The organism is Muricoccus pecuniae, from assembly GCF_014199205.1.
Classification (GTDB): domain Bacteria; phylum Pseudomonadota; class Alphaproteobacteria; order Acetobacterales; family Acetobacteraceae; genus Roseomonas; species Roseomonas pecuniae.
In genome coordinates this window covers 168623-193674 of the sequence record NZ_JACIJD010000002.1, presented here as the reverse complement: position 1 = coordinate 193674, position 25052 = coordinate 168623, and the positions used below count along the sequence as shown (strand labels likewise).

The 25052-nt window shown below is 73.8% G+C and carries 25 protein-coding genes; 13 read left to right on the top strand and 12 right to left on the bottom strand.

Annotated features, from left to right (window positions below; translation table 11 throughout):
• Positions 1 to 2: 2 nt before the first annotated feature.
• Positions 3 to 1751 (top strand): hypothetical protein, encoded by a 1749-nt coding sequence (locus FHS87_RS02880; protein ID WP_184513668.1) that lies wholly within the window; start codon positions 3 to 5, stop codon positions 1749 to 1751.
• Positions 1752 to 1841: 90 nt separating this feature from the next.
• Positions 1842 to 2255 (top strand): hypothetical protein, encoded by a 414-nt coding sequence (locus tag FHS87_RS02875; RefSeq protein WP_184513666.1) that lies wholly within the window; start codon positions 1842 to 1844, stop codon positions 2253 to 2255.
• A gap of 28 nt (positions 2256 to 2283) precedes the next feature.
• Here the strand turns inward: FHS87_RS02875 and FHS87_RS02870 are convergent, their stop codons facing one another.
• Positions 2284 to 3240, bottom strand: coding sequence for an acetyl-CoA carboxylase carboxyltransferase subunit alpha (locus FHS87_RS02870; protein WP_184514005.1), 957 nt, complete (start codon positions 3238 to 3240; stop codon positions 2284 to 2286).
• Positions 3241 to 3437: 197 nt separating this feature from the next.
• On the opposite strand from FHS87_RS02870, the gene FHS87_RS02865 reads away from it, so the two are divergent.
• Together FHS87_RS02865 and FHS87_RS02860 are read left to right on the top strand one after the other, a co-directional pair.
• A complete protein-coding gene (locus tag FHS87_RS02865; RefSeq protein WP_184513664.1) occupies positions 3438 to 4424 on the top strand; it encodes a Bug family tripartite tricarboxylate transporter substrate binding protein in 987 nt (328 codons plus the stop codon).
• A gap of 6 nt (positions 4425 to 4430) precedes the next feature.
• Entirely contained in the window at positions 4431 to 5174 is a 744-nt protein-coding gene (locus FHS87_RS02860) for an SDR family oxidoreductase (RefSeq protein ID WP_184513662.1), read from the top strand.
• A gap of 36 nt (positions 5175 to 5210) precedes the next feature.
• Here FHS87_RS02860 and FHS87_RS02855 read toward each other — a convergent pair whose 3' ends face one another.
• Positions 5211 to 6113, bottom strand: coding sequence for a tyrosine recombinase (locus FHS87_RS02855; RefSeq protein ID WP_184513660.1), 903 nt, complete (start codon positions 6111 to 6113; stop codon positions 5211 to 5213).
• Positions 6114 to 6146: 33 nt separating this feature from the next.
• The gene (locus FHS87_RS02850) at positions 6147 to 6293 is read right to left on the bottom strand and encodes a hypothetical protein (RefSeq protein WP_184513658.1); all 147 of its coding nucleotides are present in this window, start codon (positions 6291 to 6293) and stop codon (positions 6147 to 6149) included.
• Positions 6294 to 6382: 89 nt separating this feature from the next.
• Between FHS87_RS02850 and aroB the strand changes: the two genes are divergently transcribed.
• Positions 6383 to 8251 carry a 3-dehydroquinate synthase gene (gene aroB, locus FHS87_RS02845; protein WP_312861858.1) on the top strand — a complete coding sequence of 623 codons (1869 nt, stop codon included), beginning with the start codon at positions 6383 to 6385 and terminating at the stop codon, positions 8249 to 8251.
• 7 nt (positions 8252 to 8258) lie between these two features.
• On the opposite strand, the gene FHS87_RS02840 is transcribed toward aroB, so the two are convergent.
• On the bottom strand, positions 8259 to 10226 hold the full coding sequence (locus FHS87_RS02840; protein ID WP_184513656.1) for an aconitase family protein: 1968 nt from the start codon (positions 10224 to 10226) through the stop codon (positions 8259 to 8261).
• A gap of 4 nt (positions 10227 to 10230) precedes the next feature.
• Positions 10231 to 11226: a Bug family tripartite tricarboxylate transporter substrate binding protein gene (locus FHS87_RS02835; RefSeq protein WP_184513654.1), complete on the bottom strand. Its 996-nt coding sequence runs from the start codon at positions 11224 to 11226 to the stop codon at positions 10231 to 10233.
• A 138-nt stretch (positions 11227 to 11364) separates the two neighbouring features.
• Between FHS87_RS02835 and FHS87_RS02830 the strand changes: the two genes are divergently transcribed.
• Positions 11365 to 11919 (top strand): DUF2889 domain-containing protein, encoded by a 555-nt coding sequence (locus FHS87_RS02830; protein ID WP_184513652.1) that lies wholly within the window; start codon positions 11365 to 11367, stop codon positions 11917 to 11919.
• Positions 11920 to 11982: 63 nt separating this feature from the next.
• Here the strand turns inward: FHS87_RS02830 and FHS87_RS02825 are convergent, their stop codons facing one another.
• Positions 11983 to 12270, bottom strand: coding sequence for a BolA family protein (locus FHS87_RS02825; RefSeq protein WP_184513650.1), 288 nt, complete (start codon positions 12268 to 12270; stop codon positions 11983 to 11985).
• 90 nt (positions 12271 to 12360) lie between these two features.
• Here FHS87_RS02825 and FHS87_RS02820 point away from each other — a divergent pair, with 90 nt between their 5' ends.
• From FHS87_RS02820 to FHS87_RS02805, 4 genes are all read left to right on the top strand, one after another.
• Complete coding sequence (locus FHS87_RS02820; RefSeq protein WP_184513648.1) at positions 12361 to 12951, top strand: J domain-containing protein; 591 nt, start codon at positions 12361 to 12363, stop codon at positions 12949 to 12951.
• 50 nt (positions 12952 to 13001) lie between these two features.
• Complete coding sequence (gene cobS, locus FHS87_RS02815) at positions 13002 to 14000, top strand: cobaltochelatase subunit CobS (RefSeq protein ID WP_184513646.1); 999 nt, start codon at positions 13002 to 13004, stop codon at positions 13998 to 14000.
• Positions 14001 to 14071: 71 nt separating this feature from the next.
• Positions 14072 to 15949, top strand: a complete 1878-nt coding sequence (gene cobT / locus FHS87_RS02810) for a cobaltochelatase subunit CobT (protein WP_184513643.1) — start codon at positions 14072 to 14074, stop codon at positions 15947 to 15949.
• 76 nt (positions 15950 to 16025) lie between these two features.
• Entirely contained in the window at positions 16026 to 16949 is a 924-nt protein-coding gene (locus FHS87_RS02805) for an esterase-like activity of phytase family protein (protein WP_184513641.1), read from the top strand.
• Here FHS87_RS02805 and FHS87_RS02800 read toward each other — a convergent pair.
• From FHS87_RS02800 to FHS87_RS02785, 4 genes are all read right to left on the bottom strand, one after another.
• Entirely contained in the window at positions 16934 to 17704 is a 771-nt protein-coding gene (locus FHS87_RS02800) for a sensor histidine kinase (protein ID WP_184513638.1), read from the bottom strand. The two genes, FHS87_RS02805 and FHS87_RS02800, sit on opposite strands and share 16 nt — an antisense overlap.
• A 114-nt stretch (positions 17705 to 17818) precedes the next feature.
• Entirely contained in the window at positions 17819 to 18115 is a 297-nt protein-coding gene (gene rpmB / locus FHS87_RS02795) for a 50S ribosomal protein L28 (RefSeq protein ID WP_184513636.1), read from the bottom strand.
• A 133-nt stretch (positions 18116 to 18248) separates the two neighbouring features.
• Positions 18249 to 18515 carry a hypothetical protein gene (locus tag FHS87_RS02790; protein ID WP_184513634.1) on the bottom strand — a complete coding sequence of 89 codons (267 nt, stop codon included), beginning with the start codon at positions 18513 to 18515 and terminating at the stop codon, positions 18249 to 18251.
• Between the two features lie 38 nt (positions 18516 to 18553).
• The gene (locus FHS87_RS02785; RefSeq protein ID WP_312861857.1) at positions 18554 to 20494 is read right to left on the bottom strand and encodes an ABCB family ABC transporter ATP-binding protein/permease; all 1941 of its coding nucleotides are present in this window, start codon (positions 20492 to 20494) and stop codon (positions 18554 to 18556) included.
• Between the two features lie 195 nt (positions 20495 to 20689).
• Between FHS87_RS02785 and FHS87_RS02780 the strand changes: the two genes are divergently transcribed.
• From FHS87_RS02780 to FHS87_RS02770, 3 genes are all read left to right on the top strand, one after another.
• A complete protein-coding gene (locus FHS87_RS02780) occupies positions 20690 to 21547 on the top strand; it encodes an NUDIX hydrolase (protein WP_184513632.1) in 858 nt (285 codons plus the stop codon).
• Complete coding sequence (locus tag FHS87_RS02775) at positions 21547 to 22185, top strand: VOC family protein (protein WP_184513630.1); 639 nt, start codon at positions 21547 to 21549, stop codon at positions 22183 to 22185. Before FHS87_RS02780 ends, FHS87_RS02775 begins: the two co-directional genes overlap by 1 nt.
• A gap of 187 nt (positions 22186 to 22372) precedes the next feature.
• Positions 22373 to 23191, top strand: a complete 819-nt coding sequence (locus FHS87_RS02770) for an alpha/beta hydrolase (protein ID WP_184513627.1) — start codon at positions 22373 to 22375, stop codon at positions 23189 to 23191.
• 43 nt (positions 23192 to 23234) lie between these two features.
• Here the strand turns inward: FHS87_RS02770 and FHS87_RS02765 are convergent, their stop codons facing one another.
• Together FHS87_RS02765 and FHS87_RS02760 are read right to left on the bottom strand one after the other, a co-directional pair.
• Positions 23235 to 23921 carry a haloacid dehalogenase type II gene (locus FHS87_RS02765; RefSeq protein WP_184513625.1) on the bottom strand — a complete coding sequence of 229 codons (687 nt, stop codon included), beginning with the start codon at positions 23919 to 23921 and terminating at the stop codon, positions 23235 to 23237.
• Between the two features lie 100 nt (positions 23922 to 24021).
• Positions 24022 to 24762, bottom strand: a complete 741-nt coding sequence (locus FHS87_RS02760) for an SDR family NAD(P)-dependent oxidoreductase (RefSeq protein WP_184513623.1) — start codon at positions 24760 to 24762, stop codon at positions 24022 to 24024.
• Positions 24763 to 25052 lie beyond the last annotated feature (290 nt).

Sequence of the window (25052 nt, the reverse complement as noted above, 5' to 3'; positions counted from 1 at the left end):
GCTTGATCGTCTATGGCGACGCGCCGCGGCGGGTGGACCCGCGCGCGGCGCTGGACGAGCTGGAGGGGGCGCTGCACCGCCTCCAGCCCATGCCTCCGGGGCTGGAGCGGCACGCGGCGCTGATCTCGGCGCTGATCGCGGCGGGCGAACTGGCTCAGGGCCTCGCCGATGCCGAATTCGCCGCGCGCGGGAAGGACTCGGCCTCGCCCGGCCCGGATGCGGCGATGGCGCTGCTGGCCCGGCTGGCGGAGGCCGCCTGGGCATCCTGGCAATCCGGCTTCACAAGCCTCGCGCTCCCCCCGCGCGCGGAGATCGCGGCTCTGCGCGCGGCGCCGATGCCGGCCGGGATCGAAACCAAGCGGGCGGAGGGCTTCGCCTACTACGCCCTCTACCCCGAGGCCTATGCCCTGGCCGCCACCGCCCTGCCCGAGGCTTCGTGGCGGGTGATCGGGCTCCGCTCCATCGGCACGACCCTGGCGGCCATGGCCGCGGCGGGGCTGGGCGCGCCGGTGCCGCGGACCCTGCGCCCGGTGGGCCACCCGTTCCGGCGGGAAATGGCGGTGGAGGAAGGGCTCGCCGCCCATCTCATCGCCCCCTCCCCGGCCCGCTTCGCCCTGGTGGACGAGGGGCCGGGCCTCTCGGGGAGCAGCCTCGGCGCGGCGATCGGCTTCCTGCAGGATCGGGGCGTGGCGCCCGGCCGCATCCACCTCATCCCCGGCCATGGCGGCGATCCCGGACCGGAGGCGGACCCGCGCATCCGCGATCTCTGGTCCCGCGTGGCCCGGCACCCTGCCTCCTTCGAGGACCTGCTCCTCCACGCCGAGCGCCCCGAGCACCGGCTGGAGGGCTGGGCCGCCGCCCTGCTGGGCCCCGGGGAGGCCCCGCTGCGGGATATCTCGGGCGGTGCCTGGCGCAGCGGGCCGGAGGGGGGCTGGCCGCCGGTCCACCCCTTCATGGAGCGGCGCAAGTTCCTGCACCGGGCGCGCGGGGGCACTTGGCTGCTGAAATTCGCCGGCCTCGGCGCGGAGGGCGAAGCTGCGGCGGCGTGGGACCGGGCGCTGCACGATGCAGGCTTCACCCCGCCCGTCGCGGGCTTCCTTCACGGCTTCCTCGTGGAGCGATGGGTGGAGGGTCGCCCGCTCGACCCCGCGGCGACGGACCGCGCCGCCCTCGTCGCGCATCTCGGCCGCTACCTCGGCTTCCGCGCCCGGACCATGCCGGCCGCGCCGGAGTCGGGCGCCACGGTGGAGGCGCTGTGGGAGATGGCGCGGGCGAATGCGCGGGAGGGGCTGGGCGAGGCCGCCGCCCTCGGGATGGAGCGATGGAAACCCCTCCTGCCGCGGCTCGGCGCCGCGATCCGCCGCGTCCACACGGACAACCGGCTGCACGCCTGGGAATGGCTGGTCCTTCCCGGCGGGGGGCTGCTCAAGACGGATGCGGTGGACCACGCGGCCTCGCACGACCTCATCGGCTGCCAGGATATTGCCTGGGACGTGGCGGGTGCCGCGGCCGAATTCCGCCTCTCCGCCGGGGAGCGCGCCGCCCTCTGCGGGCGCGTCGCGCAGGAGTCCGGGCGGGCGGTGGATGAGGAACTGCTCGCCTTCCTCACGCCCTGCTACCTCGCCTTCCAGCTCGGCTACTACAGCATGGCGGCGGGAGCCTGGGGCGGGAACGCGGGTGAGGCCGCGCGGGCGCGGGCGGCGGTCGCGCGATACGCCGAGGCGCTGGGCCGGGTGCTCCAGCAGTCCTGAGGGCCCGCCTCGTTGCGGGGCCGGACGGGATGCCGGAACCTTGCCGGGGCGCGGGCGTTGGCTGGAGGAAACCTCCGGGAGTGCCTGCCCATGCCGCCCCGCCCCTCCGCCCTTCGCCTCGGGGGCTTCCGCCTCGTCGCCGTGCTGACCGGCACGGGCCTGCTCGCCGGCTGCGTTCAGGCCGTGGCCCCCGCGCCGGTCTATGACAGCGCCTACCAGCAGCAGGCCGACTACGCCGCCTCCGCCTGCCAGCAAGGGATCCCGGAAGCCTGCCGGGACCTCCAGGCCCTGGCGCCGGCCGCGAATGCGGAGGCGTACCAGCAGCAGCAACAGGAGGCGCAGCTCGGCGCGGCGGTGGCCGCCGGCCTGGTGGGCGCCATCGCCGGGGCCGCCATCGCCAGCAGCGGCCGGAGCGACCGGCACTATCGCGGGCACCGCGGCCGGTATGACGGGCCGCGTGGGCGGCCCTACTACAACCGCCACTACGAGCGCGGCTGGCGCTGAGCGGCGCCGCCCCGGACGGAGCCCGGCCTCAGACGATGCCGGTGCGGCCCATCTCGAGGAACTTCTCGCGCCTGCGGGCGCGCAGCGTTGCGCCGTCCAGCGCCAGGAGCGGGGTGAGGCAGGCCTCGATGCGGTCGCCGACCGTGGCGACCATGGCGGCCGCCTCGCGATGCGCGCCGCCCATCGGCTCGGGCACCACGCTGTCCACGAGGTTCAGCCGCTTCAGGTCCTCGGCGGTGAGGCGCAGCGCCTCGGCGGCCGTGGGCGCCTGGGCGGAGTCGCGCCAGAGGATGCTCGCGCAGCCCTCGGGGGAGATCACGCTGTAGATCGAGTGCTCCAGCATCAGCACGCGGTCCGCCGCTGCGATGGCGATGGCGCCGCCCGAGCCGCCCTCGCCGATGATGGTGGCCACGAAGGGCACCGGCGCCTCCAGCCCGGCCTCGATGGAGCGCGCGATCGCCTCGGCCTGGCCGCGCGCCTCCGCCTCGACCCCGGGGAAGGCGCCGGCCGTGTCGACGAAGGAGAGGATGGGCAGGTTGAAGCGCCCGGCCAGTTCCATCAGGCGGCGGGCCTTGCGGTAGCCCTCCGGCCGCGGGCTGCCGAAGTTGTGCCGGATGCGGCTGTCCGTGTCCGTGCCCTTCTCGATGCCGAGCACCATCACCGGCTGCCCCCGGAAGCGCCCGAGCCCGCCCACCATCGCCTGGTCGTCGGCGAAGGCGCGGTCGCCGGCGAGCGGCGTGAACTCCTCGATCAGCCCGGCAATGTAGGCGAGGCATTTCGGCCGGTCGGGGTGCCGCGCCACCTGCGCCTTCTGCCAGGGGCTGAGCTTGGCATAGGTGGTGGCGAGCAGCTTCTCGGCCTTGTCGCGCAGCTTGCCGATCTCGTCCGCCACGTCGATGCCGCCGGCATCGGTGGTGCGGCGCAACTCCTCGATCTGGCCTTCCAGCTCGGCGATGGGTTTCTCGAAGTCGAGGAAGTGGCGCATCCAGAGGTCCGGGTCCGAGGGCGCGGGGGGCTTAGCGCAGAGCGCGGCGAGGCGCCAGCCGCCGGGCCGGATCACGCAAACGCGCTGCGCCCCGGCGCCGGGCGGGGGACCGAACCCGTTCCCCGCCCTCCAGGAAGGGTTCTAGGCTCCGCTTCGTAACCACCTGGATACATGGGTGGAGAGGTTGGAGGAACGTGATGGCTCCCATCGCCCGGCGCCGGTCCCTGCTCATCGGGGCGGGCCTCGTCGCCCTGCCCCGCATCGCCCGTGCCCAGGGAGGCTTCCCGGACCGGCCGATCCGCGTGGTGGTGCCCTTCCCCGCCGGCGGCACGACGGACATGCTCGCCCGCCTCTTCGCCCAGCGCATGACCGAGGGGCTGGGCCAGCCCGTCGTCGTGGAGAACCGCGGCGGCGCGGGCGGGTCGGTGGGGGCCGATGTCGTCGCCAAGGCCGCGCCGGACGGGCACACCCTGCTGTTCCACAACCTCACCTTCTCCTCGACCACGGTGGCGCTCCAGCTCGCCAACCGCGCCCCGCACGACATTGAGCGGGACTTCGCGCCCGTCTCCCTCGCCGCCAACGTGCCGATGCTGCTGGTCGCCGCCTCCGCCGTGCCCGCGCGGGACCTGAAGGAGTTCGTCGCCTACGCCAGGTCGAGCCCGCAGGGCCTGTTCTACGGCTCCACCGGCCCCGGCAGCATCATGAACCTGGCCGGGGAGGTGCTGAAGCGCGACGCGGGCATCGGGATGGAGCACGTGCCCTTCCGCGGCGCGGCGCCGATGGTGCAGGAGATGGTCGCCGGGCGCATCCAGTTCGGCGGCGACCAGCTCTCCACCGCCCTCTCCCATGTGCGCGGGGGCACCCTCAAGCCCATGGCGACGCTCGCCGCCCAGCGCTCCGTCGCCCTGCCGGACGTGCCCACGGTGCGCGAGCAGGGCTTCCCGAACATGGAGCTGCGCGGCTGGAACGGCTTCTTCGCCCCCGCCCGCACGCCCGAGCCCGTCATCGCCCGGCTCCAGCAGGAGATCGCCGCCGCCGCGGCGCATCCGGAGGTCCGGCGCCGGATGCTCGAGGTCGGGGCCGAGCCCGCCGGCTCCAGCCCCGCCGAGCTGCGCCAGGCCGTCTCGGAGCAGGTCGCGCAGGTGCGCCCGCTGATCGCCGAGCTGCGGCTGCAGGTGGAGTAGGGGCGGATGGGCGTGATCCTGGTCACCGGCTCCGGGCGCGGCATCGGGGCGGCCACCGCCCGGCTCGCGGCGCGGCGCGGCCATGCCGTGGTGGTGAACTACGCCGAGCGCGAGGAGCGGGCGCGGGCCGTGGTGGAGGCGATCCGCGCGGAGGGCGGGCAGGCCGTCGCGGTGCGCGCCGATGTCTCGCGGGAGGACGAGGTCGAGGCCCTCTTCGCCGCCGCCGACCGCGAGTTCGGCCCCCTGACCGGGCTGGTGAACAATGCCGGCATCACCGGCCCGGCGACGCGCACGGAGGGGTACGACCCCGCCACCATCCGCCGCATCCTGGAGGTGAACGTCACCGGCACCTTTCTCTGCATCCAGGCCGCGATCGGCCGCATGTCCACGAGGCGCGGCGGGGCGGGCGGGGCCATCGTGAACCTCTCCTCCATCGCCGCCACCCTCGGCGGCGCGGGGCAGTGGACGGCCTATGCGGCGGCCAAGGGCGCAGTGAACAGCCTCACCATCGGCCTTGCCAGGGAGCTGGGGCCCGAGGGCATCCGGGTGAACGCGCTGCTCCCCGGCCTGATCGACACGGAGATCCACGCCTCCGCTGGGGTGGGCGACCGGCTGGCGAAGCTGGCCCCGACCGTTCCCCTGGGCCGCATCGGCACCGCCGAGGAGTGCGCGGAGGCGATCCTCTGGCTCCTGTCGGGGGAGGCCTCCTATCTCACCGGCGCGCTGGTCCCGGTCACCGGGGGGCGGTGAGCCCCCCCTAAGCCGCGGGGGTGGTGAGCGGCCCTCTCAACCGGCAGCGCGCGCCGTGGCGAGCGGGTGGTGCTCCTCCACCAGCGCCCGCAGCCGCTCCTCCAGCACATGGGTGTAGATCTGGGTCGTCGCGATGTCGGCATGGCCCAGCAGCACCTGCAGGCTCCGCAGGTCCGCCCCGCGCCCGAGCAGGTGCGAGGCGAAGGAGTGGCGGAGGACGTGGGGCGAGACCCGCTCGGGATCGATCCCCGCCCCCAGCGCCGCCTCGCGCAGGAGGTTGTTCAGCGTCTGCCGCGTCAGGTGCCCCGAGGCCCCGCGGGAGGGGAAGAGCCAGCGCGAGCCCTCCCTCCCCTTCGCCTCACCCCGCGCGGCCAGGGCCGCGGCGCGGGCGCGGGCGCTGATCGGCACCAGCCGCTCCTTGCCCCCCTTGCCGCGCACGACGACCAGCGGCTCATCCTCGCGCAGCGCCGTGGCGGGCAGCTCGACCAGCTCGCTCGCCCTGAGGCCGGAGCAGTAGAGAAGCTCGCACACCGCCACGGCCAGCGGCGCACGCCGCTCCGGCAGGGCGGCGGCGGCGGCGATCAGGCGCTCCACCTCCTCCTCCCGCAGCGGGCGGGGCAGGAGGGCGGGCTGGCGCGGGCTGTCCAGCGCCTCGGTCGGGTCGTCGGCGCGCAGGCCCTCCCGCGCGAGGAAGCGGTGGAACTGGCGCAGCGCGGAGAGGCGGCGCGCGGCGGTGCGGGGGGAGAGGCCGGCATCGGTGAGGCCGGAAACGTAGCGGCGCAGCGTCTCCGCGCTCATCGCCTCCGCCGCCTCCCCGGCGCGGCGGGCGGCGAAGCCCGTCGCGTCCTCCAGATCGGCCCGGTAGGCGGCGAGCGTGTTGCGGGCGGCGCCGCGCTCGGCCGCCAGCATCTCCAGGAAGGCCTCGAGATGGCGGTTCACGCGGCGGCGGTGGCCCTGGTCAGCCGGGGTCGGTCAGCGGGGACCGAAGCGGTCGTTCGGCAGCACGCGCTCGACCGGCTGCGGCGTCACCCCCGGGGGGAAGGCGCCGATGGCCAGGAGCGCCGCGACGAGGGCCCCGACGAGCAGCAGCACCAGCAGGGGGAGGGGACGTCGGAACATGCGGCGATCGGCTTCCCATAGCGCGCGGCCAGGGGGCCGGCGGACCGCCCGGACGACGCGGCGGTTGCGTTGTGCTACCGTCGCGCGCCGTGTCACGCAACCTCGCCGATCCCCCACCCGCCCAGCCAGCCCCTGACGAGGCCCTGGCCGCTCCCCTTCCCGCCCCGGCGAGCCCCGGCGCGGCGGCCGCGCCGCCGCCCGGCGCCCCGGGTGCGGCACACGCCGCTGCCCCGGGCGCGGTACGCGCCGCTACCCCGGGCGCGGTACGCGCCGCCGCCCCGGCCGAGGCACCCGCTGCCGCCCCGGGCGCGGCGCCGCGGCCAGGACCCTGGGGCCGCAGCATCGTCCTCGTCGGCATGCCGGGCGCCGGGAAGTCGGCCATCGGGCGCCGCCTCGCCGCGCGGCTCGGCCTGCCCTTCCTCGATGCCGACACGGAGATCGAGAACGCGGCCGGGATGACGGTCGCCGAGATCTTCGCCCGCTACGGCGAGGCGCATTTCCGGGACGGCGAGCGCCGCGTCATCTCCCGCATCGCGGCCGGGCCGCCCGCGGTGCTGGCCACCGGCGGCGGGGCCTATGTCGATCCCCGCACCCGCCGCGCCCTGCGCGAGGCCGGGGCCGTCACCCTCTGGCTGCGCGCACCGATTCCCGTGCTCAAGCGGCGGATCGCCGGGCGCAGCAACCGCCCCCTCTTCATCGGGCGCGACCCGGAGGAGGTGCTGCGCGGCCTCATGGCGGCCCGCTACCCCTTCTACGCCGAGGCCGACCTGGCGCTGGACTGCGGGGAGGACACGCCGGAGGTGACGACCATCCGGGCGGAGCGCGCGCTGGCCGGCTGGCAGCGCCCCGCGCGCCTGCCCGTCGCCCTCTCCGCCAACCCCTATGAGATCGTGGTGGGCAGCGGCCTGCTTCCCCGGGCGGGCGGGCTGATGGCGGCGCATCTTCCCTCCCGCCGCGTCGCGATCGTCTCCGACGCCAACGTCGCCGCCCTGCACCTCCCGCGCCTCCGCGCCGGGCTGGAGGAGGGCGGATTCGACATCCGCGCCGAGGTCACCGTGCCGCCCGGCGAGGGCTCGAAGAGCATGGCCGTGCTGGAGAGGGTGCTGGAGCGCATCCTCGCCGCCGGGGCGGACCGGGGCACCGCCGTCATCGCCCTCGGCGGCGGGGTGGTGGGCGACCTCGCCGGCTTCGCGGCCGCCGTGGCCATGCGCGGCATGCCCTTCGTGCAGATCCCGACCACCCTGCTCGCCCAGGTGGACAGCTCCGTCGGCGGCAAGACGGGGGTGAACCTCGGCGCGGGGAAGAACCTCGCCGGCGCCTTCCACCAGCCGCGCATCGTCCTGGCCGATACCGACACGCTCAACACCCTCCCCGCGCGCGAGCTTCGCGCCGGCTGGGGAGAGGTGGCGAAGCACGGGCTGCTGCAGGGCCCGCTCTGGGAATGGTGCGAGGCCTGCGGCCCCGCCGCCATGGCCGGGGACCCCGAGGCGCTGCGCCACGCCGTGCTCGAATCCTGCCGCCTCAAGGCCGGGGTGGTGGTGGAGGACGAGTTCGAGACAGCGCCCGAGGGCGGCCGGGCCCTGCTCAATCTCGGCCACACCTTCGCCCATGCCCTGGAGGCCGAGTGCGGCTATGACGGCACGCTGCTGCACGGGGAGGCGGTGGCGGTCGGCCTCGGCCTCGCCGCCTCCCTCTCCGTCCGGCTGGGCCACCTCGCCCAGGAATGGCCGGGGCGGGTGATGGAGCACCTGGCCGCCGTCGGCCTGCCCGCGCGCCTCGGCGACCTGCCCCGGGGCTTCACGGCGGAGGCGCTGATGGGCCGGATGCGCAAGGACAAGAAGGCGCGCGGCGGGGCCATGCGCTTCGTCCTCCTGCGGAACGCCGGGGAGGCCTTCACGACAGCCGATGTCCCGCCCGAGGCGGTGGAGGCGCTGCTGCGGGACGAGGGCGCGGTCTGAAGGCCGGTCAGGCCGGGACGGCCGCCTCCCCGAAGCGCGCGCGCAGCTCCTCGAAGGATACGATCTCCCCCGCGATGGCGCTGGCGGCCACCGTCGGCGGGCTGGCCAGCCAGACCTGCCCCGGCCCGCCGCGGCCGGGGAAGTTGCGGTTGATGGCGCTCACCGTCACCTGGTCCGCGCGGGTGGAGGTGCCCGGGCCGCAATTCGCGCAGGCCCCGCAGGCCGGCTGGAGGATGGTGGCGCCCACGCGCCCGAAGGCGTCGAGGAAGCCCCTCGCCTCGCAGTAGTCGCGCACGGCGACGGTGCCGAACTGCAGGAACAGCTCCACCCCCTCGGCCACGCGCAGCCCCCGGGCGGCGGCCCAGGCCAGCACCTCGTGGTAGCGGTCGAAATCCTCCCGCTTCCCCGCGGTGCAGGAGCCGCCATAGGCGATATCGATCCGCACGGGGCCGGGGAGGGCCGGGAGGTCCAGCCCGCGCCCGGGATCGCCGGGGGCCGCGACCATGGGGGAGAGGGAGGGAAGGTCCACCTCGATAACCCCGGCATAGGGGGCGCCGGGGTCGCTCCGCATCCAGGGCTCCAGCTCGAAGACGATCCCCCGGCGCTCCCGCAGGAAGCGCAGGGTCTCCGCATCCGGCTCGACGATGCCGGTGAAGCCGCCCAGCTCGGCCGTCATGTTGGTCAGGGTGGTCCGCTCATCCGTGTTCAGTGCGGCGATGCCCTCCCCGCCGAACTCGAAGACCTTGCCCACCCCGGCCCCGGCCCGCAGCGGGGGCAGGGCGAGGAGGTGCAGGACGATGTCCTTCGCCGTCACCCCGCGCGGCGGAGTGCCGCGCAGCTCGATCCGCAGCACCTCCGGCACGGTCAGCCGCACCGCGCCGGTGACCATGGCGTTCGCCATGTCCGTCGTTCCCACCCCGAAGGCGAGGCAGCCCAGCGCCCCGCTGTGCGGGGTGTGCGAATCCGTCCCCGCCACGAGCTGCCCGGGCAGGGCGTAGCGCTCGGCCATCAGCGCGTGGGAGATGCCCTCGGACCCCTCCCCCGTCGGCAGGTAGCCGTGGTCCCGCAGCCCGTTCTCGGCCACGAAGGCCCGGTGCGCCGCCGACAGCTCCCGCACCTGGGGGAGCAGCCCGCGCCGGACATGCGCCTCGCTGCGATGGGCGTAGGAGTAGTGGTCCTCGAAGGTGAGGATGGAGGCGGGGTCGTGCAGCCGCAGCGCCTCCCCGAAGGCGTCGCGCAGCATGAAGCGCGCCATGGCGGTGTAGATGTCGTGGATGAAGCGGGTATCGGCGCGCACGAAGCCGCCCTGCCCCGGCTCCAGCGGCGCGGGCAGGTCCGGCGTGGACAGGGCGTGGCGCTCCAGGATCTTGGCGACCAGCGTCCGCGGCCCGCGCTCCCCCTCCGGCACGGCGGCGGGGACCGGGTGCCGGAGCCGCGCCTGGCCGTAGCGCAGCAGCCCGCCCGCCCGCAGCACGGCGGCGGCCAGGGCGTCCCGCCCCGCCAGCAACTCCTCCACCTCGATCGCCTCGCCCCGCCGGATGCGGTCGACGAGCCCGAAGTCGGTGGAGGTGAAGAGGCCGAGATTGTCGGCGTTCTGCCGGTAGATCCGCTCGAAGCTCCCGGCGATGACGAGGCGGATGCCCGCCATCCTCTCGGCCAACGGGCTGTGCTCGCGGGAGGAGCCCTTGCCGTAGCGCCCGCCCGCCACCGCCACGCCGAAGCCGCCCGCGCGCACGGCGCCCACGCCGATGGGCAGCGCGTCCCCGGCCTTCACCCCGGTATAGGCGTGATCGGCCAGCCGCTCGTCGAAATAGACGAGGGAGGGCAGCGGGGTGATCTCGTCCGTCGAGATCTCGTTCCGCAGCGTCCCGGCCTCGCCGGCGAGGAGGTCGCGCCCGCCGAGCTGCGCCGCGATCAGCGCCGGGTCCTCGGAGAGGAAGAGGATGCGGCCCCCGGTCTCGAGCAGCTGGCCCATCGCGCTACTCCAGCTTCAGCTCGGCGGCCCGGGCCACCTCGCGCCACTTGGCCAGCTCGGCCAGGGTGAAGTCCTGGAAGGATTTCGGGCTGCCCGGCGTCGGCTCGGCGCCCAGCTCGCCCAGGCGCGCCACCACGGCCGGGTCGGTGAGGATGCGGTTCGCCTCGGCATTGATCCGCTCGATGAGCGCGGGCGGCGTGCCCGCGGGGGCGTAGAGCCCGTTCCACCCCATCGCCACCACGCCGGTCACCCCGCCCTCGGCCACCGTCGGCACCTCGGGCATGAGGGGCGAGCGCGCCTCGGAGGCCACGGCGATGGCGGTGATGCGCCCCGCCCGGATCTGCGGCAGCGCGCTGGCCGAGCTGTCCACCATCAGCGGGATGGTGCCGGAGAGCAGGTCCGCCATGGCCGGCGCGCTGCCGCGATAGGGGACGTGGCTCATGCGGATCCCCGCCCGCATCGAGAGCAGCTCCCCCGTCAGGTGCTGGAGGCTCGCGGGGCCGCCGGAGCCGTAGACCAGCTCCCCCGGCCTCGCCCGCGCCCGCTCCAGCAGGTCGCCGAGGTTGCGGATTCCGCCGCTGTTGGAGGCGACGATCATCATCGGGATATCGGCCGCCCGCACGATGGCCGAGAGGTCCCGCGCCACGTCATAGGGCAGCCGGGCCTGCACGGCCGGCAGCACGGTGATCCCCGTGCCGCCCCAGAGAAGGGTGTAGCCGTCCGCCGCGCTGCGGGTGACGGCCTCGACCGCCAGCGCCCCGCCGCCGCCGGGCCGGTTCTCCACCACCACGGGATGCGCCCAGCGGGAGGAGAAGCCCTCCGCCAGCACCCGGGCGAAGATGTCGCTCGCCTGCCCCGGCGGGAAGGGCACGACGATCCGCACGGGGCGGGAGGGATAGGCGGGCTGGCCTCCGCTGGCCGCGGGCTGCGCGCTCGCCGCCCGCAGCCCGGGGATGGCGGCCAGCAGCCCGGCCAGGGCACGGCGGGACAGATGTTGCACGGTGATAGACCCTCCCGAGGACGCTGGCGCCTTGCGCGCCATGCCTTCTAGCGCGGCATCCCCGGCGGAAGGGAGAGGGGCTGGATGCGCGCCCACCCCTGGCCGCGCCCGCCGCCCCCACCTATCTTGCGGTGCATCATGCCTCTTTCAGCCCCCGCCGAGCGGGAACCGCTCCACCGCCGCGCCATCACCATGCACGGCTATCGCCGGGCGGACGGCCTCTTCGACATCGAGGGGCATCTGGAGGACACGAAGACCTACCTCTTCGGCAACCTCGACCGCGGCACCATCCAGCCCGGCGAGGCGCTGCACGGCATGTGGCTGCGCCTGACGGTGGACGACGACCTCACCATCCTCGCCTGCGAGGCGGTGACCGACTTCTCCCCCTACTCCATCTGCCCCGGCGCCGCGCCGAACTTCGCGGCCCTGGCCGGCGTGCGGATCGGCCCCGGCTTCACCCGGGCGGTGAAGGAGCGGGTGGGCGGGGTCCATGGCTGCACCCATCTCCGGGAGATGCTGGCCCAGATGGCCACCGTCGCCTTCCAGACGGTCTATCCCGTGCGGCGGAAGCGGGAGGCGGACAGCCCCGCCGCTGCCGAGGCCGCGCGGAACCGCATGGTCGGGAGCTGCCTCGCCTACGCGCCCGACAGCCCGATCGTGACCGAGCGCTGGGGCAAGGCCGAGCCGGGCTGAGTGATCCTTCGAGGATCTGGACGGGTCTGCCCGGCGGTGCGTTCCGCGCCGGACCGCCCCGCCTCAGCCCTCGCCGGGCGCGCGCAGCTCCAGCGCCAGGGCGTGCAGGCCGCCGCTGAACTCCTGGGCGAGCGCGGCATGGACGGCGCGGGACCGGGCGACGCGGCTCATCCCCGCGAAGCCCGGCGCCACCACCCGCACGGCATAATGCGTCTGCCCGCCCGGCCGCGCGCCGGCATGGCCGGCATGGAGGGCGCTGTCGTCCCGCACCACCACCTCCGCGCCGGGGAAGGCATCGAGGAGGGCGGCGCGGAGGCGCGCTGCCCGATCACCATTGTCTGATCCGCTCATTCAAGAGGCTTTTCCATGCCTTGCAGGCGGGTGTGAAGGGCTGTTTCGTGCCTTGCCCGCGCCGTCGCCTGCGCTCATAAGGTCCCCATCATGGCCCGACGCGCCAACACGCCACTCCGATCCACCGTCCCCCCCGGCAGCTCCATGCGAGCCTGCGACGCTCCCGGCTGCGAAGCGCCCGGCGAGTTCCGCGCGCCGCGCGACCGCTCGCGCCTGAGGGACTACTATCATTTCTGCCTGGAGCACGTCCGGGCCTACAACCAGGCCTGGGATTTCTACCGGGGCATGAGCCCGGACGAGATCGAGCAGAACCTGCGCGAGGATTCCGGCTGGCAGCGCCCCACCTGGCCCCTTGGCCGGCTGGGCGGGCAGGCCCATATCGGGCCTGAAGGCCTGCGGGACCCGCTCGGCCTCTTCGCCGACACCAAGCCGACGCCGAAGAAGACCGCGAAGGAGGCGCCGCCCGAGCTGCGCGCCGCCCTCGATGTCCTGGGTCTCGGCTGGCCGATCGACGAGGACGGGCTGCGTGCCCGCTACAAGGACCTCGCCAAGCGCTACCATCCCGATGCGAATGGCGGGGACAAATCCTCAGAGGAGCGGTTGAAGGATATCAACCGCGCCTACAGCCTTATCCGCAAGCGCCTTGCGACGCTTGCCCCGCAGCCGAGCCAGGCGGCCTGACCGAGAGAGTCCCGCCGCCCGCCCCCTCTTCCACGGAACCGGATTCGCCCATGAACAAGGTCGCCAGCCTCGCCGAGACCCGCCCCTCGATCGACATGCCCGACGTGCAGGTCTCGGTGCGCGACGTGTTCGGCATCGAGAGCGACCTCGTGGTGCCCGGCTTCTCCGCCCGCTCGGAGCACGTGCCGGAGATCGACTCCACCTACAAGTTCGACCGCGACACGACGCTCGCCATCCTCGCCGGCTTCGCCTTCAACCGCCGCGTGATGGTCCAGGGCTACCACGGCACGGGCAAGTCCACCCATATCGAGCAGGTGGCGGCGCGGCTGAACTGGCCCTGCCTCCGCGTGAACCTGGACAGCCACATCTCCCGCATCGACCTCGTCGGCAAAGACGCGATCGTGCTGAAGGACGGCAAGCAGGTGACGGAGTTCAAGGAAGGCATCCTTCCCTGGGCCCTGCAGCACCCCTGCGCCATGGTCTTCGACGAGTACGACGCCGGCCGCCCGGACGTGATGTTCGTGATCCAGCGCGTGCTGGAGGTCGAGGGCAAGCTGACGCTGCTCGACCAGAACCGCGTGATCCGCCCGCACCCCGCCTTCCGCCTCTTCGCCACGGCCAACACCGTGGGCCTGGGCGACACGACCGGCCTCTATCACGGCACCCAGCAGATCAATCAGGGCCAGATGGACCGCTGGAACATCGTGGCGACGCTCAACTACCTGCCCCACGCGCAGGAGAGCGGGATCGTCATGGCCAAGCTGGGCGTGCCGGAGAACGACACGAAGGGCCGCAAGCAGGTCGAGGCGATGGTCGCGCTGGCCGACCTCACCCGCGCGGGCTTCATCGCCGGCGACATCTCCACCGTCATGTCCCCGCGCACGGTCATCACCTGGGCCGAGAACGCGAAGATCTTCGGCGATGTCGGCTTCGCCTTCCGCCTGACCTTCCTCAACAAGTGCGACGAGGCCGAGCGCTCCACGGTCGCCGAGTACTACCAGCGCTGCTTCAACGAGGAGATCCCGACGGGTCTCTACGTGAAGCGTTGATCCCCTCTGCCCCGCCCTCCCCGGCGGGGCATGGCGGCGGAGCATAGCGGCGTGGCGAGAAGGGGCGGGGCATGAGCGGCAGCAACAAGGACACCACCCGGCAGGAGGAGTTCAAGCGCGCCACTGCCGGCACGCTGCGCGCCATCGCGCGCTCCACCGACGTGCAAGTCGCCTTCCAGCCCGGCCCCTCGGGCCTGGCCGGCAAGCGCGCCCGACTGCCGCTCCCCACCCGCGCCCTGCCGCCGGCCGAGATGGCCAAGCTGCGCGGCGCGGCGGACTCCGTCGCCCTCAAGCTCCGCCACCACGACGAGGCCACCCACGCCGCCCGCACCCCCGGCCGCCGCGAGGCGCGGGAGGTGTTCGACGCGCTGGAGCAGGCCCGGGTGGAGGCCGTGGGCGGCCGCCACATGTCCGGCGTCGCCGCCAATCTCCGCGCCCGGCACAGCGAGCAGGCCGAGGCGGAAGGCTATGACCGCATGACCCGCAAGGACCAGCTGCCGATGACGGCCGCGCTGTCCCTACTGGCCCGCGAGAGACTGACCGGCGAGCCCGCCCCCGAGGCCGCGCGCCGCGTGCTCGATCTCTGGCGCGACACGCTCGGCCCCCGCGCCGACAACGCCCTGGCCGAGATGGCCACCAACGCCGAGGACCAGGACGCCTTCGGCCGCTCCGCCCGCAAGCTGCTGGCCGCCCTCGACCTCGCCGAGGCGGAGGTGGAGGCCGAATCCGAGGAGTCCCAGGACCAGGAGGACGAGGGCAGCGAGACGTCGGGCGCCCAGGACAACCAGGGCGAGGGCGAGAGCAAGCCCCAGGAATCCGAGAGCCTGATGGGCGCCCAGCCCGAGCAGACCGAGGGCCAGGCGGGCGAGGACGAGGCCGGCGAGCAGGAAGAGGACGACGGCGCCGCGGCCGAGGGCGAGGACCGCCCCGGCGGCCCGCAGCAGAGGAAGGAGGTGCCCGTCACGGACGACGCCTCCGCCTACCGCGCCTATATCCGCCAGTTCGACGAGGAGGTCTCGGCCGACGACCTCTGCGACCCGGAGGAGCTGTCACGCCTCCGCCAGCAACTCGACCAGCAGCTCTCCCATCTCCAGGGCGTCGTCTCCAAGCTCGCCAACCGCCTCCAGCGCCGCCTGCTCGCCCAGCAGCAGCGCGCCTGGGAGTTCGACCTGGAGGAGGGGCTGCTCGACGTCGCGCGCCTCGCCCGCATCGTCGCCTCCCCCACCCACTCGCTGACCTACAAGCGCGAGCGCGAGGCCGATTTCCGCGACACGGTCGTCACCCTGTTGATCGACAATTCCGGTTCCATGCGCGGGCGGCCGATCACGGTGGCCGCCATGTGCTGCGACATCCTCGCCCGCACGCTCGAGCGCTGCGCGGTGAAGGTGGAGATCCTGGGCTTCACCACCCGCGCCTGGAAGGGCGGCCAGTCGCGCGAGCGCTGGGTGCAGGACGGCAAGCCGCGCAACCCCGGCCGGCTGAACGACCTCCGCCACGTCGTCTACAAGTCCGCCGACGCGCCCTGGCGCCGCGCGCGCAAGAATCTCGGCCTCATGCTGCGCGAGGGGCTGCTGAAGGAGAACATCGACGGCGAGGCCCTGGAATGGGCCTACAAGCGCCTTCTCTCCCGCCCGGAGAAGCGGCGCATCCTGATGGTGATCTCGGACGGCGCGCCGGTCGATGACAGCACGCTCTCGGTGAACCCCGGCAACTACCTCGAGCGCCACCTCCGCAAGGTGATCGGCGACATCGAGGGCCGCGACATCGTGGAGCTGATCGCCATCGGCATCGGCCACGATGTCACCCGCTACTACCGCCGCGCCGTCACCATCGTGGACGCGGAGGAGCTGGGCGGCACGATGATGAAGAAGCTCGCCGAACTGTTCGACGAGGATGCCGCCACTGCTTGGCAGCGCGCGGCCGCGGAGCGGGCGCCGGTGATGGTGTGAGCCGGGCGGCTCCACCTTTTCCCTCCGGGACATGACGGGCGGCCTGCGCCGCCGCTCCCTCGGCCGGCGTGCGGCCATGGCGGCCCTGCTCGGCGCCTCGGCCTGCCGCCATCCGGGGCCGGTCGGCCTTGCCGAGCCCCTTCCGGTCGTAGGCGCGGAGCTCGCGCTGCGGCCCCTGGGCGTGCTCGCCATCGATACCCGCCGCCTGGGGGTGGACGGGCTCTCCGGCCTGCATGTGGGGCCGGACCTCACTCTCACCGCCGTCGCCGACCGGGGAAGCTGGGTCCAGGCGCGGTTGGTGCTCTCGCCCGAAGGCGCCCCTCTCGACCTGGAGGCGCCGCGCAGTGGGCCATTGCGGGACCTCGTCGGCACGCCCCTGCCCCGGGGCTTCCTGGGCGATGCGGAGTCCCTGGCGGCCCTGCCCGACGGCTCCTGGCTGGTGGGCTTCGAGCGGCTGCACCGGATCTGGCGCTACAGGCGGCTGGACGGGCGGGCGGAAGCCGTGGCCGCCCCGGCCGGGCTCGCCCTCGCGCCGGGTAACGGCTCGCTGGAGGCCATGGGCGTGCTGCCGGACGGTCGCTGGCTCATCATCACCGAGGACCAGCGGCCGCCCGGCGCCCCCTCCATGCGGCAGGGATGGGTGGGCGCCCCCGGCCGGTGGCATGACTTCGCCTACCGTCCCCAGCCCGGCCACAACCCGAGCGACCTCTGCCCCCTTCCGGACGGCGGCGCCCTGGTGCTGGAGCGGCACTTCTCCCCCCTCGACGGCTTCTCCGCCCGCATCCTCCGGCTGCCGCCGATCCCGGCAGCGCCGGAGCATGCCGAGGGCTCGGTGGTCGCCCTCCTGGAGCCGCCCCTGCCGAGCGACAACTGGGAGGGGATCAGCGCCTTCCGCCACAACGGGCGCGACCTCGTGGCCGTCATCTCGGACGACAACGGGATGTTCTTCCAGCGCAGCCTGCTGATGGTGCTGGCCTGGGCGGATCAGAGCGCGGGCTGATCCTCCATCACCCGTGCCCGCGGGAGGGTGAGCCAGGCGCGCGCCCCGATCCCGGCGGCCACCTCCAGCGTCAGTTCGCCGCCATGGGCGCGCATCAGCTCCCGCGCGGCGGAGAGGCCGAGGGTGAGGCCGCGCGTCCCTTCCCCGCCTGCAAGGTCGCCGCGCGGCAGGCCCGCGCCCTCGTCCTCGATCACCAGCGCCAGGGTCTCGGCGGCGCGGACCACACGCAGCGCGATCCGGTCCCCCGCCCGGGTCTCCCGCGCGGCGCGGGCAAGGGAGTGGGTCAGGACGCGGCTGAGCGCCCGCCGGTCCCCGATCAGGGTAAGGCCCTCCGCCTCGGGCGAGATGTGCCAGTGGCGGGCCTCCCTGCCCATGGGCAGGGCGACCGCCTCCACCGCCTCCTGCAGGAGCGGACCGAGGGGGATGCGGTTCTCCTTCAGGCTCCGCTGGCCGGACTGGGAAACCGTGTGGTCCGCGACCTCGTCCGAGAGGGAGAGGAGGCGGCGCCCCTCCGACTCGATGGAGGGCGCGATCTCGGTGGGAAGGCGGGCGGCCATGCCGAGCAGGGAGAGGCCGGGGGCCTCCAGCTCGCGTGCGACGAGGCCGAGAAGCCTGGCCTGCCCGTCCAGGCGCAGCTCGGCCTGGGCGGCGCGGGCCTCGGCGTCACGGGCCCGCTCCAGCAGCTTTCTCGCCGCCAGAGCGGAGAGGAGGGCGAGCAGGGCAGCGATCACGAAGGTGGGGACGGCGATCTCCATGGCGGCAACCTGCCAGGACAGGGCTGCCAGAAGATGAACAACGCCACCCCAAACATAACAACGGCGCGAGGACTGCTCCTCGCGCCGTGGTCGAAGCCGACGGGGCGGCTGATGTCAGGCGGCGGCCTTCTTCGCCTGCGCCTTCTCGATGCGGCGCTTCAGCACCTTCGCCTCGACGGGCAGGGCGCGGTCGGGCGTGCCGAGGAGGAAGGCATCGAGCCCGCCATTGTGCTCCACGGTGCGGATGCCGCGGGTGGAGAGGCGGAGCTGGATCGAGGTGCCCAGCACGTCCGAGAAGAAGGAGGTCTGCTGGAGGTTCGGCAGGAAGCGCCGGCGGGTCTTGTTGTTGGCGTGGCTGACGTTGTTGCCCGTCAGGACGCCCTTGCCGGTGATGCCGCAGCGGCGGGACATGGTGGAAACCCCTGGGTGTTCGGCCGTGCGGCCATGCTGGACCGCACGGGGCACGGGTGGTGGTCTGATAGGAAGGGCGGCGTATGGCCTCAGCGCCGCCCGGAGTCAAGCTGAACTCCGGGCCGGGGGCGGATCAGGACGCCGCGGGCGGCTCCGCGCCCTGCCGCCGCATCTCCTGCAGCTCCCCGTTCTCCACGGACCTCAGCGCGCTGCGGAGGACGTTGGCGATCGCCTTGTCCTCCATCTCGCGGGCCATCAGCCCGAGCGCCCCGCCCAGGAGGGCGGAGGCGATGGAGATCGGGGCGATGCCCTGCTCCATCATGTACTCGATCGCCTTGTCGGTCACCGAGCCGGCGTGGCTCAGATCCTCGGGCGCGTCGCCTTGCGGGTCCAGGGCCATTCCCGGGGCCTCCTATGTCAAATGTTGCGCCCAGATGGTCAGGCGTTGGCCGGAGCGGAAGACCCCATGGTGGAAGAGCTGTCCAGCCCCTCCGCCACGGGCGGTGGAGGCGCGGTGTCCCGCGCCGGGGAGGCTGTGTCCCGCGCCGCGGCGGCGGCCTCGGCGAGCGCCACGGCCTGGGCCTGCCGGCGCCACATGCCGGCATAGATGCCCTCGGCCGCCACCAGCTCGGCATGGGTGCCGCGCTCGGCGATGTGCCCCTCGGAGAGCACGATGATCTCGTCCGCCTCCACCACGGTGGAGAGGCGGTGGGCGATCACCAGCGTCGTCCGTCCCCGCGCCACGCCGCGCAGCGCGGACTGGATCTCCTGCTCCGTGCGGGTGTCGAGCGCGCTCGTCGCCTCGTCCAGGATGAGGATGCGGGGGTCCTTCAGGATGGTGCGCGCGATGGCCACGCGCTGCTTCTCGCCGCCCGAGAGCTTCAACCCGCGCTCGCCGACGCGCGTGTTGTAGCCGTCCGGCAGGCGCATGACGAAGTCGTGCACCTGGGCAAGCTTCGCCGCCTGCACGACCTCCTCCTCAGAGGCGTCGGGGCGGCCATAGGCGATGTTGTAGGCGATGGTGTCGTTGAACAGCACGGTGTCCTGCGGCACCACGCCGATGGCGGCGCGCACGCTCTCCTGCGCCACGTCGCGGATGTCGGCGCCGTCGATCGTCACGCGGCCGTCCCACACGTCGTAGAAGCGGAACATCAGGCGGGAGATGGTGGACTTGCCCGCGCCGGTCGGGCCGACGATGGCCAGCATCTTGCCGGGCGGCACGCTGAAGCTCACCCCGTGCAGGATCTCGCGGTCGCGACGGTAGCCGAAGCGGACATCCTCGAAGCGGACCGCGCCGGGGCCGGCCGGCAGGGCGGGGGCGCCCGGCCTGTCGGCCACCTCGCGGCTCTCGCGCATGAGGGTGAACATGGCCTCCATGTCCACCAGCCCCTGCTTCATCTCCCGGTAGACGAAGCCGAGGAAGTTCAGCGGCAGGTAGAGCTGGATGAGGTAGGTGTTCACCATCACGAAGTCGCCGACGCTCATCCTCCCGGCCGCAACCCCCCGGGCCGCCATGAGCATCACCGCCGTCAGCCCGAGGGCGATGATCGCGGCCTGCCCCATGTTGAGGAAGTTCAGCGAGACCTCGGACTGGATGTAGGACTTCTCGTAGCGCGCGAGCGAGGCGTCGTAGCGCCGCTCCTCGTGCCGCTCGTTGCCGAAGTACTTCACCGTCTCGTAGTTCAGCAGGCTGTCGATGGCCCGCGTGTTCGCCTCCTGGTCCGTCTCGTTCATCCGGCGGCGGAACTGGAGGCGCCAGTTCGTGAACAGCAGCGTGAAGGTGACGTAGAGCGCGATCGTGCCGAGGGTGACGGCGGCAAAGGAGATGTCGAAGAGCTGCCAGAGGATCACCGCGACCATCAGGATCTCGAAGATGGTCGGGATGATGTTGAAGATCATGAAGTCGAGGACGAAGTTGATCCCCCTCGTCCCCCGCTCGATCACGCGCGACAGGCCGCCCGTCTGCCGGTCCAGGTGAAAGCGGAGGGAGAGGGCGTGCATGTGGGTGAAGACCTGCAGCGCGATCCGCCGGGCGGCGCGGGCCTGCACCTTGGTGAACACCGCGTCCCGCAGCTCCCCGAAGGCGGAGGAGGCGATTCGCAGCAGGCCGTAGCCGACCACCAGCGCCACCGGCACGGTCAGCATCGCGGCCGCCGTTCCGGCCGCCGCCCCGGCATGGGGCGTCAGCGCGTCCACGGCGCGGGCATAGGCGATGGGCACGAGCACGTTGGCCAGCTTCGCCGCCACCAGCAGCACGAGCGCGACGACGACGCGCACCCGCAGCCCCGTCTCGCCCTTCGGCCAGAGATAGGGCGCAAGGCTCTTCAGCGTGGAGAAATCGCCGCGCGGGGCGGGCTTGTCGGAATCGGCGGGTGGCACGGGGAACTCCGGTGCGGGCACGCAGCCGGGCGGGGGCGGCCCGGCGGGGCCGGCCCCGGGGCGCGCCGGGAAGGGCTTGCCACCCCGAATCCGGGGCAGCGTCTCTCGTTACATGGGGCCTGCCCCGCCCGGGTGCCAGCGGTTCGCCCGCATGGCGGGGATGCCCATCCGCGCCGGGGCGGGCAGTATGGGCGGATGGAACGCTTCGCCCGCCACATCGCCGCCTGCAACAACATCCCCTCCCCCGCCGGCTATCTCCCCTTCCGCATCGGGGATGAACAGGTGGGCTGGCTGGAGGCGGAGGCCGCGCGCGCCCTCACCTTCCTGCCCAAGGCCGTGCATTTCGGGCCCGAGGGCGTCTCGCTCGCCGCCGGCCTCCGCGGGGCGGCGGCGCGCACGGGGGCCATGGCCGAGATCGCCCGCGCCCTCTCCCGCGCGGGCTTCGGGCGCATCCGGGGAGAGGAGTTCGACGTGCGCGCCCATCCCGCCGGGCCGGTGCTGGCCACGGTGGACCGGGGCGTGCTGCCGGCGCTGGGCATCATGAGCCAGGGCGTGCACATGAACGGGCTCGTCCGTCGCCCACCCGGACCCGATGGCGGCCTGCACCTCTGGGTCGGCTGGCGCGCGAAGGACAAGGCGGTGGCGCCGGGCAAGCTCGACAACATCGTGGCCGGCGGCATCCCGGCCGGGCTGACGCCCGAGCGGTGCCTCGCGAAGGAGGCGGAGGAGGAGGCCTCCTTGCCCGCCGACCTCGCGCTCCGCGCCCGGCCCGTGGGCCGCGTCTCCTACATTATGCGGACGGAGGAGGGGATGCGGCGGGACCTCCTCCACCTCTACGACCTCGACATGCCGGAGGACGTCACCCCCCGCCCGAACGACGACGAGGTCGAGCGCTTCGAGCTCTGGCCCATCGCCCGCGTGCTGGAGGCCGTGCGGGACACGGATGACGTGAAGTTCAACGTCAACCTCGTGCTGATCGACCTCTTCCTGCGGGAGGGCCTGCTGGAAGACGCCGGCGGCACGCTGCGGGCGGGGCTGGACCAGATCGCCTGATGCTCCTCCTCGACCACCTCGTCGTCATCGCCCCCAGCCTGGCCGAGGGGGTGGCCCATGTGCGCGACCGGCTGGGCCTGGAGATGCCCTTCGGCGGCGCGCATCCCGAGATGGGCACGCACAACCACCTCCTCCGCCTCGGCGACGGCGCCTTCCTGGAGGTCATCGCCGCCGACCCCGCCGCCCCCGCTCCGGCCGGCCCGCGCTGGTTCGGCCTCGACGACGCCGAGACCCTGCGCGCCGACTGGGAGGCCGGTCGCCGCCTCCGCGCCTGGGTGGCCCGCACCGAGGCGCTGCCCGAGTTGCTCGCCCGCCACGGCGACCTGCTCGGCACCGCCGCCTCCGTCTCCCGCGGGGACCGCCGCTGGACCTTCGCGGTGCGCCCCGACGGGGGCCTGCCGGCCGGCGGCGCCGCACCCTGCCCCATCGACTGGGGACCGCGCGGCTGCCCCGCGACGGCCATGCCGGATCTCGGCGCCCGGCTCGCCACCTTCACCGTGGAACATCCCGATCCCGACGCCATCGGGGCCCTGCATGCGAGCCTGGGCCTCGCCGACCCGCCCCGCCTCAGGCCAGGCCCGGCGCTTCGCCTCGAAGCGGTGATCGACACTCCCTCCGGCCCGCGCGTCCTTTCCTGAGCGCGCGCCCGAGCGGCGCGAGGCGTGGCGCCAACCTGGCCTCGCCCGGCCGAGCCGGGATGGCACATCCGGAATTCCTGCTCTCCCACATCCTCCATGACGAGGGGGCAGGGCCGTGACGGGCCGCTGTTGACCCCCCTTCGATGCCGCCCCTAGCCTTCGGGCAAAGAGAACAGGAGGACACGCCATGCATCGCAGAGGCATGCTCGGGGGGCTCGCCGCCCTGCCCGCGGCCGCCACCCTCGCCCAGTCGCAGACATCGACCGGAACCCCGGCCCAGGGGCCGGGCTCCGCTTCCAAGACCTATGTCCTCGTCCACGGCGCCTATGGCGGCGGCTGGATCTGGCGCGACGTGGCCGAGGGGCTGCGCCGGCAGGGGCACCGCGTCTGGACGCCGACCCAGACCGGCCTAGGGGAGCGCAGCCACCTCATGTCCCGCCAGATCACGGTCGAGACCCATATCGAGGACGTCGCCAACGTCATCGAGACGGAGGAGCTGCGCGACATCATCCTCGTCGGCCATTCCTATGGCGGGGTGGCGGTCACGGGCGTCGCGGACCGCATGACGGACCGCATCCGCCACGTCGTCTATCTCGACGCGCTGATCCCCGAGAACGGCGAGAAGGTCTTCGACATCCTGCCCGCCGGCATGGCCGATGCGCGGCGGAAGGTGGCGCAGGAGCAGGGCGGCGGCGTGGCCCTGCCGGTGCCGGGGCCCGAGGGCTTCCCCATCCCCGACAGCCCGGGGAAGCAGTGGTTCATGCGGCGCCTGCGCCCCCATCCCATCGGCACCTATGAGAGCGTGATGCGCCTGGCCAAGCCGGCGGGGGCGGGGCTGCCGGTGACCTATGTCGCCTACACCAGCCCCGCCCTCGGCTCGATCGAGCCCAGCCGCCAGCGGGCGCGCGCGAAGGGGGGCTGGCGCTACGTGGACCTTCCCGTGCCGCACGACGTGGAGATCCCGGATCCCGGGCGCGTGGTGGAGCTTCTCGCCGGAATCGGGTGAGGGAATGGCGGGGCGGCCCGGCGCCGCCCTGCCGTTCGGGGCGCTACAGCGCGGCCAGGGCGCGGGCCGCCTCGGCGAGGCTCGGCGCCTCGATGTCCGGGGCGCGCATGACCGGGGAGAAGGGCCGCTCGGCCGTGACATAGGCCGTAACCAGCCCCGCCGCCTTGGCGCCGTTGATGTCCCAGGGATGCACGGCGACGAGGGCGAGCCGCCCCGCCTCCACCCCCGCGCGACGGGCGGCCTGCTCATAGACCTCGCGGCGCGGCTTGAAGAGCTTCACCTCCTCCACCGAGACGATCTCCCCGACGAGGTCGTCCAGCCCCGCTCCTTCCAGCAGGAGCTTCGTGGAGGCGGCCGCGCCGTTGCTGAGCGCGATCACCCGCATCCCCGCGCGGGAGAGGGTGCCGAAGGCCTCCCGCGCGTCGGGACGGGCAGGAAGGCTCTTCATCCGCTCCAGCAGCACGGCCTTTGCGGTGGCCGGGGGATCGAGGTCCTGCTCGGCCAGCACCGTGTCCAGCGCCGCCTTCAGCACCTCGGTGAAGGGCTTGAAGTCGCCCGCGGAGGAGAGGGCGAAGGCGTCGCGCAGGGCGGTGGCGAACCATCCCTCCAGCCCGGCGGGGGGCAGGCCGAGTTCCACGATGCCGGGCCGCAGGGGATCGAGCGGAAAGACCGTCCCGATGATGTCGAAGGCGACCACCTCCGGCCGCTTCGGCCCGCCCAATCCGAACATGTGCCTCTCCCCCGTCCCTGCGCCGGAGAGGGGAACGCGCCGCCGGAGCCGGGCGGCGGGCGCCATCCCCGGCTTGTGATCCCCGGCCCCGCGCGGCGGGTCAGACGTGCTGGCCGCCGTTGATGTGGATCTCCGCCCCGTTCACGTAGGAGGAGGCCGAGGAGCAGAGGAAGAGGATCGTCTCCGCCACCTCCTCCGCACGCCCGAGGCGGCGCATCGGGATCTGCCGCTCCACGATCTCCTCCGTCCCGGGGGAGAGGATGGCTGTGTCGATCTCGCCCGGCGCGATGGCGTTCACCCGCACCCCGTGCGCGCCGAACTCGAAGGCCAGCTCCCGCGTCAGCGCCGCCAGCGCCGCCTTCGAGCAGGCATAGGCCGCGCCCGCGAAGGGATGCACGCGCGAGCCGACGATGGAGGTGACGTTCACGATGCTCGCGCCGCCCGCGCGCAGCTCGGGGAACAGCCCGCGCGCGAGGGCGGCGGTGGAGAAGAGGTTCACGTTGAACACGGAGGTCCAGAGGGCGTGGTCGGAGTCCAGCGCCCCCAGCCTCGCCCCGCCCTCGCCCTTGGGGGAGATGCCGGCATTGTTCACCAGCGCGTGCAGCTGCCCCTCGGGCAGGCGCTCCCGCACCTCGCGGATCATCGCCTCCACCTCGGCGGGGTCGGAGAGATCGGCCTGGATATGGCCCCAGCGGGCGCCGGGCCAGCGGCACTCCTCGGAGAAGGGCTGGCGGGAGACGGTGAGGATGCGCCAGCCCTCGCCCTGGAAGCGCTTCACCGTGGCGTGGCCGATGCCCCGGCTCGCGCCGGTCAGCAGCATGATCCGGGGGCTGCCGCTCATGGACGGGCGCCTGGGTGCTGGTCCGTCATCGCATCCCCTTCCGCTTCGAGGCGCCGCAACGGGCGGCCGCGCGGGCAGCACATGCCGCGATGCGGCATGCCCGCGCAAGCACCCGCGATGGCGGCATCGGCCGCGCGGGAGATAGCGCCCCCGGCGCCGAGGGAGGCAACCGGGGGCATCAAGGGAGACGCCCGAGGACGCCAAGAGTGGCGCCCGGGAGCACGGAAGGAAGCGCGCCCTGGGGCGCTGAAGGCAGCACCCGGGGGCGCTGCTTGCAGCGCCCGGGGGCG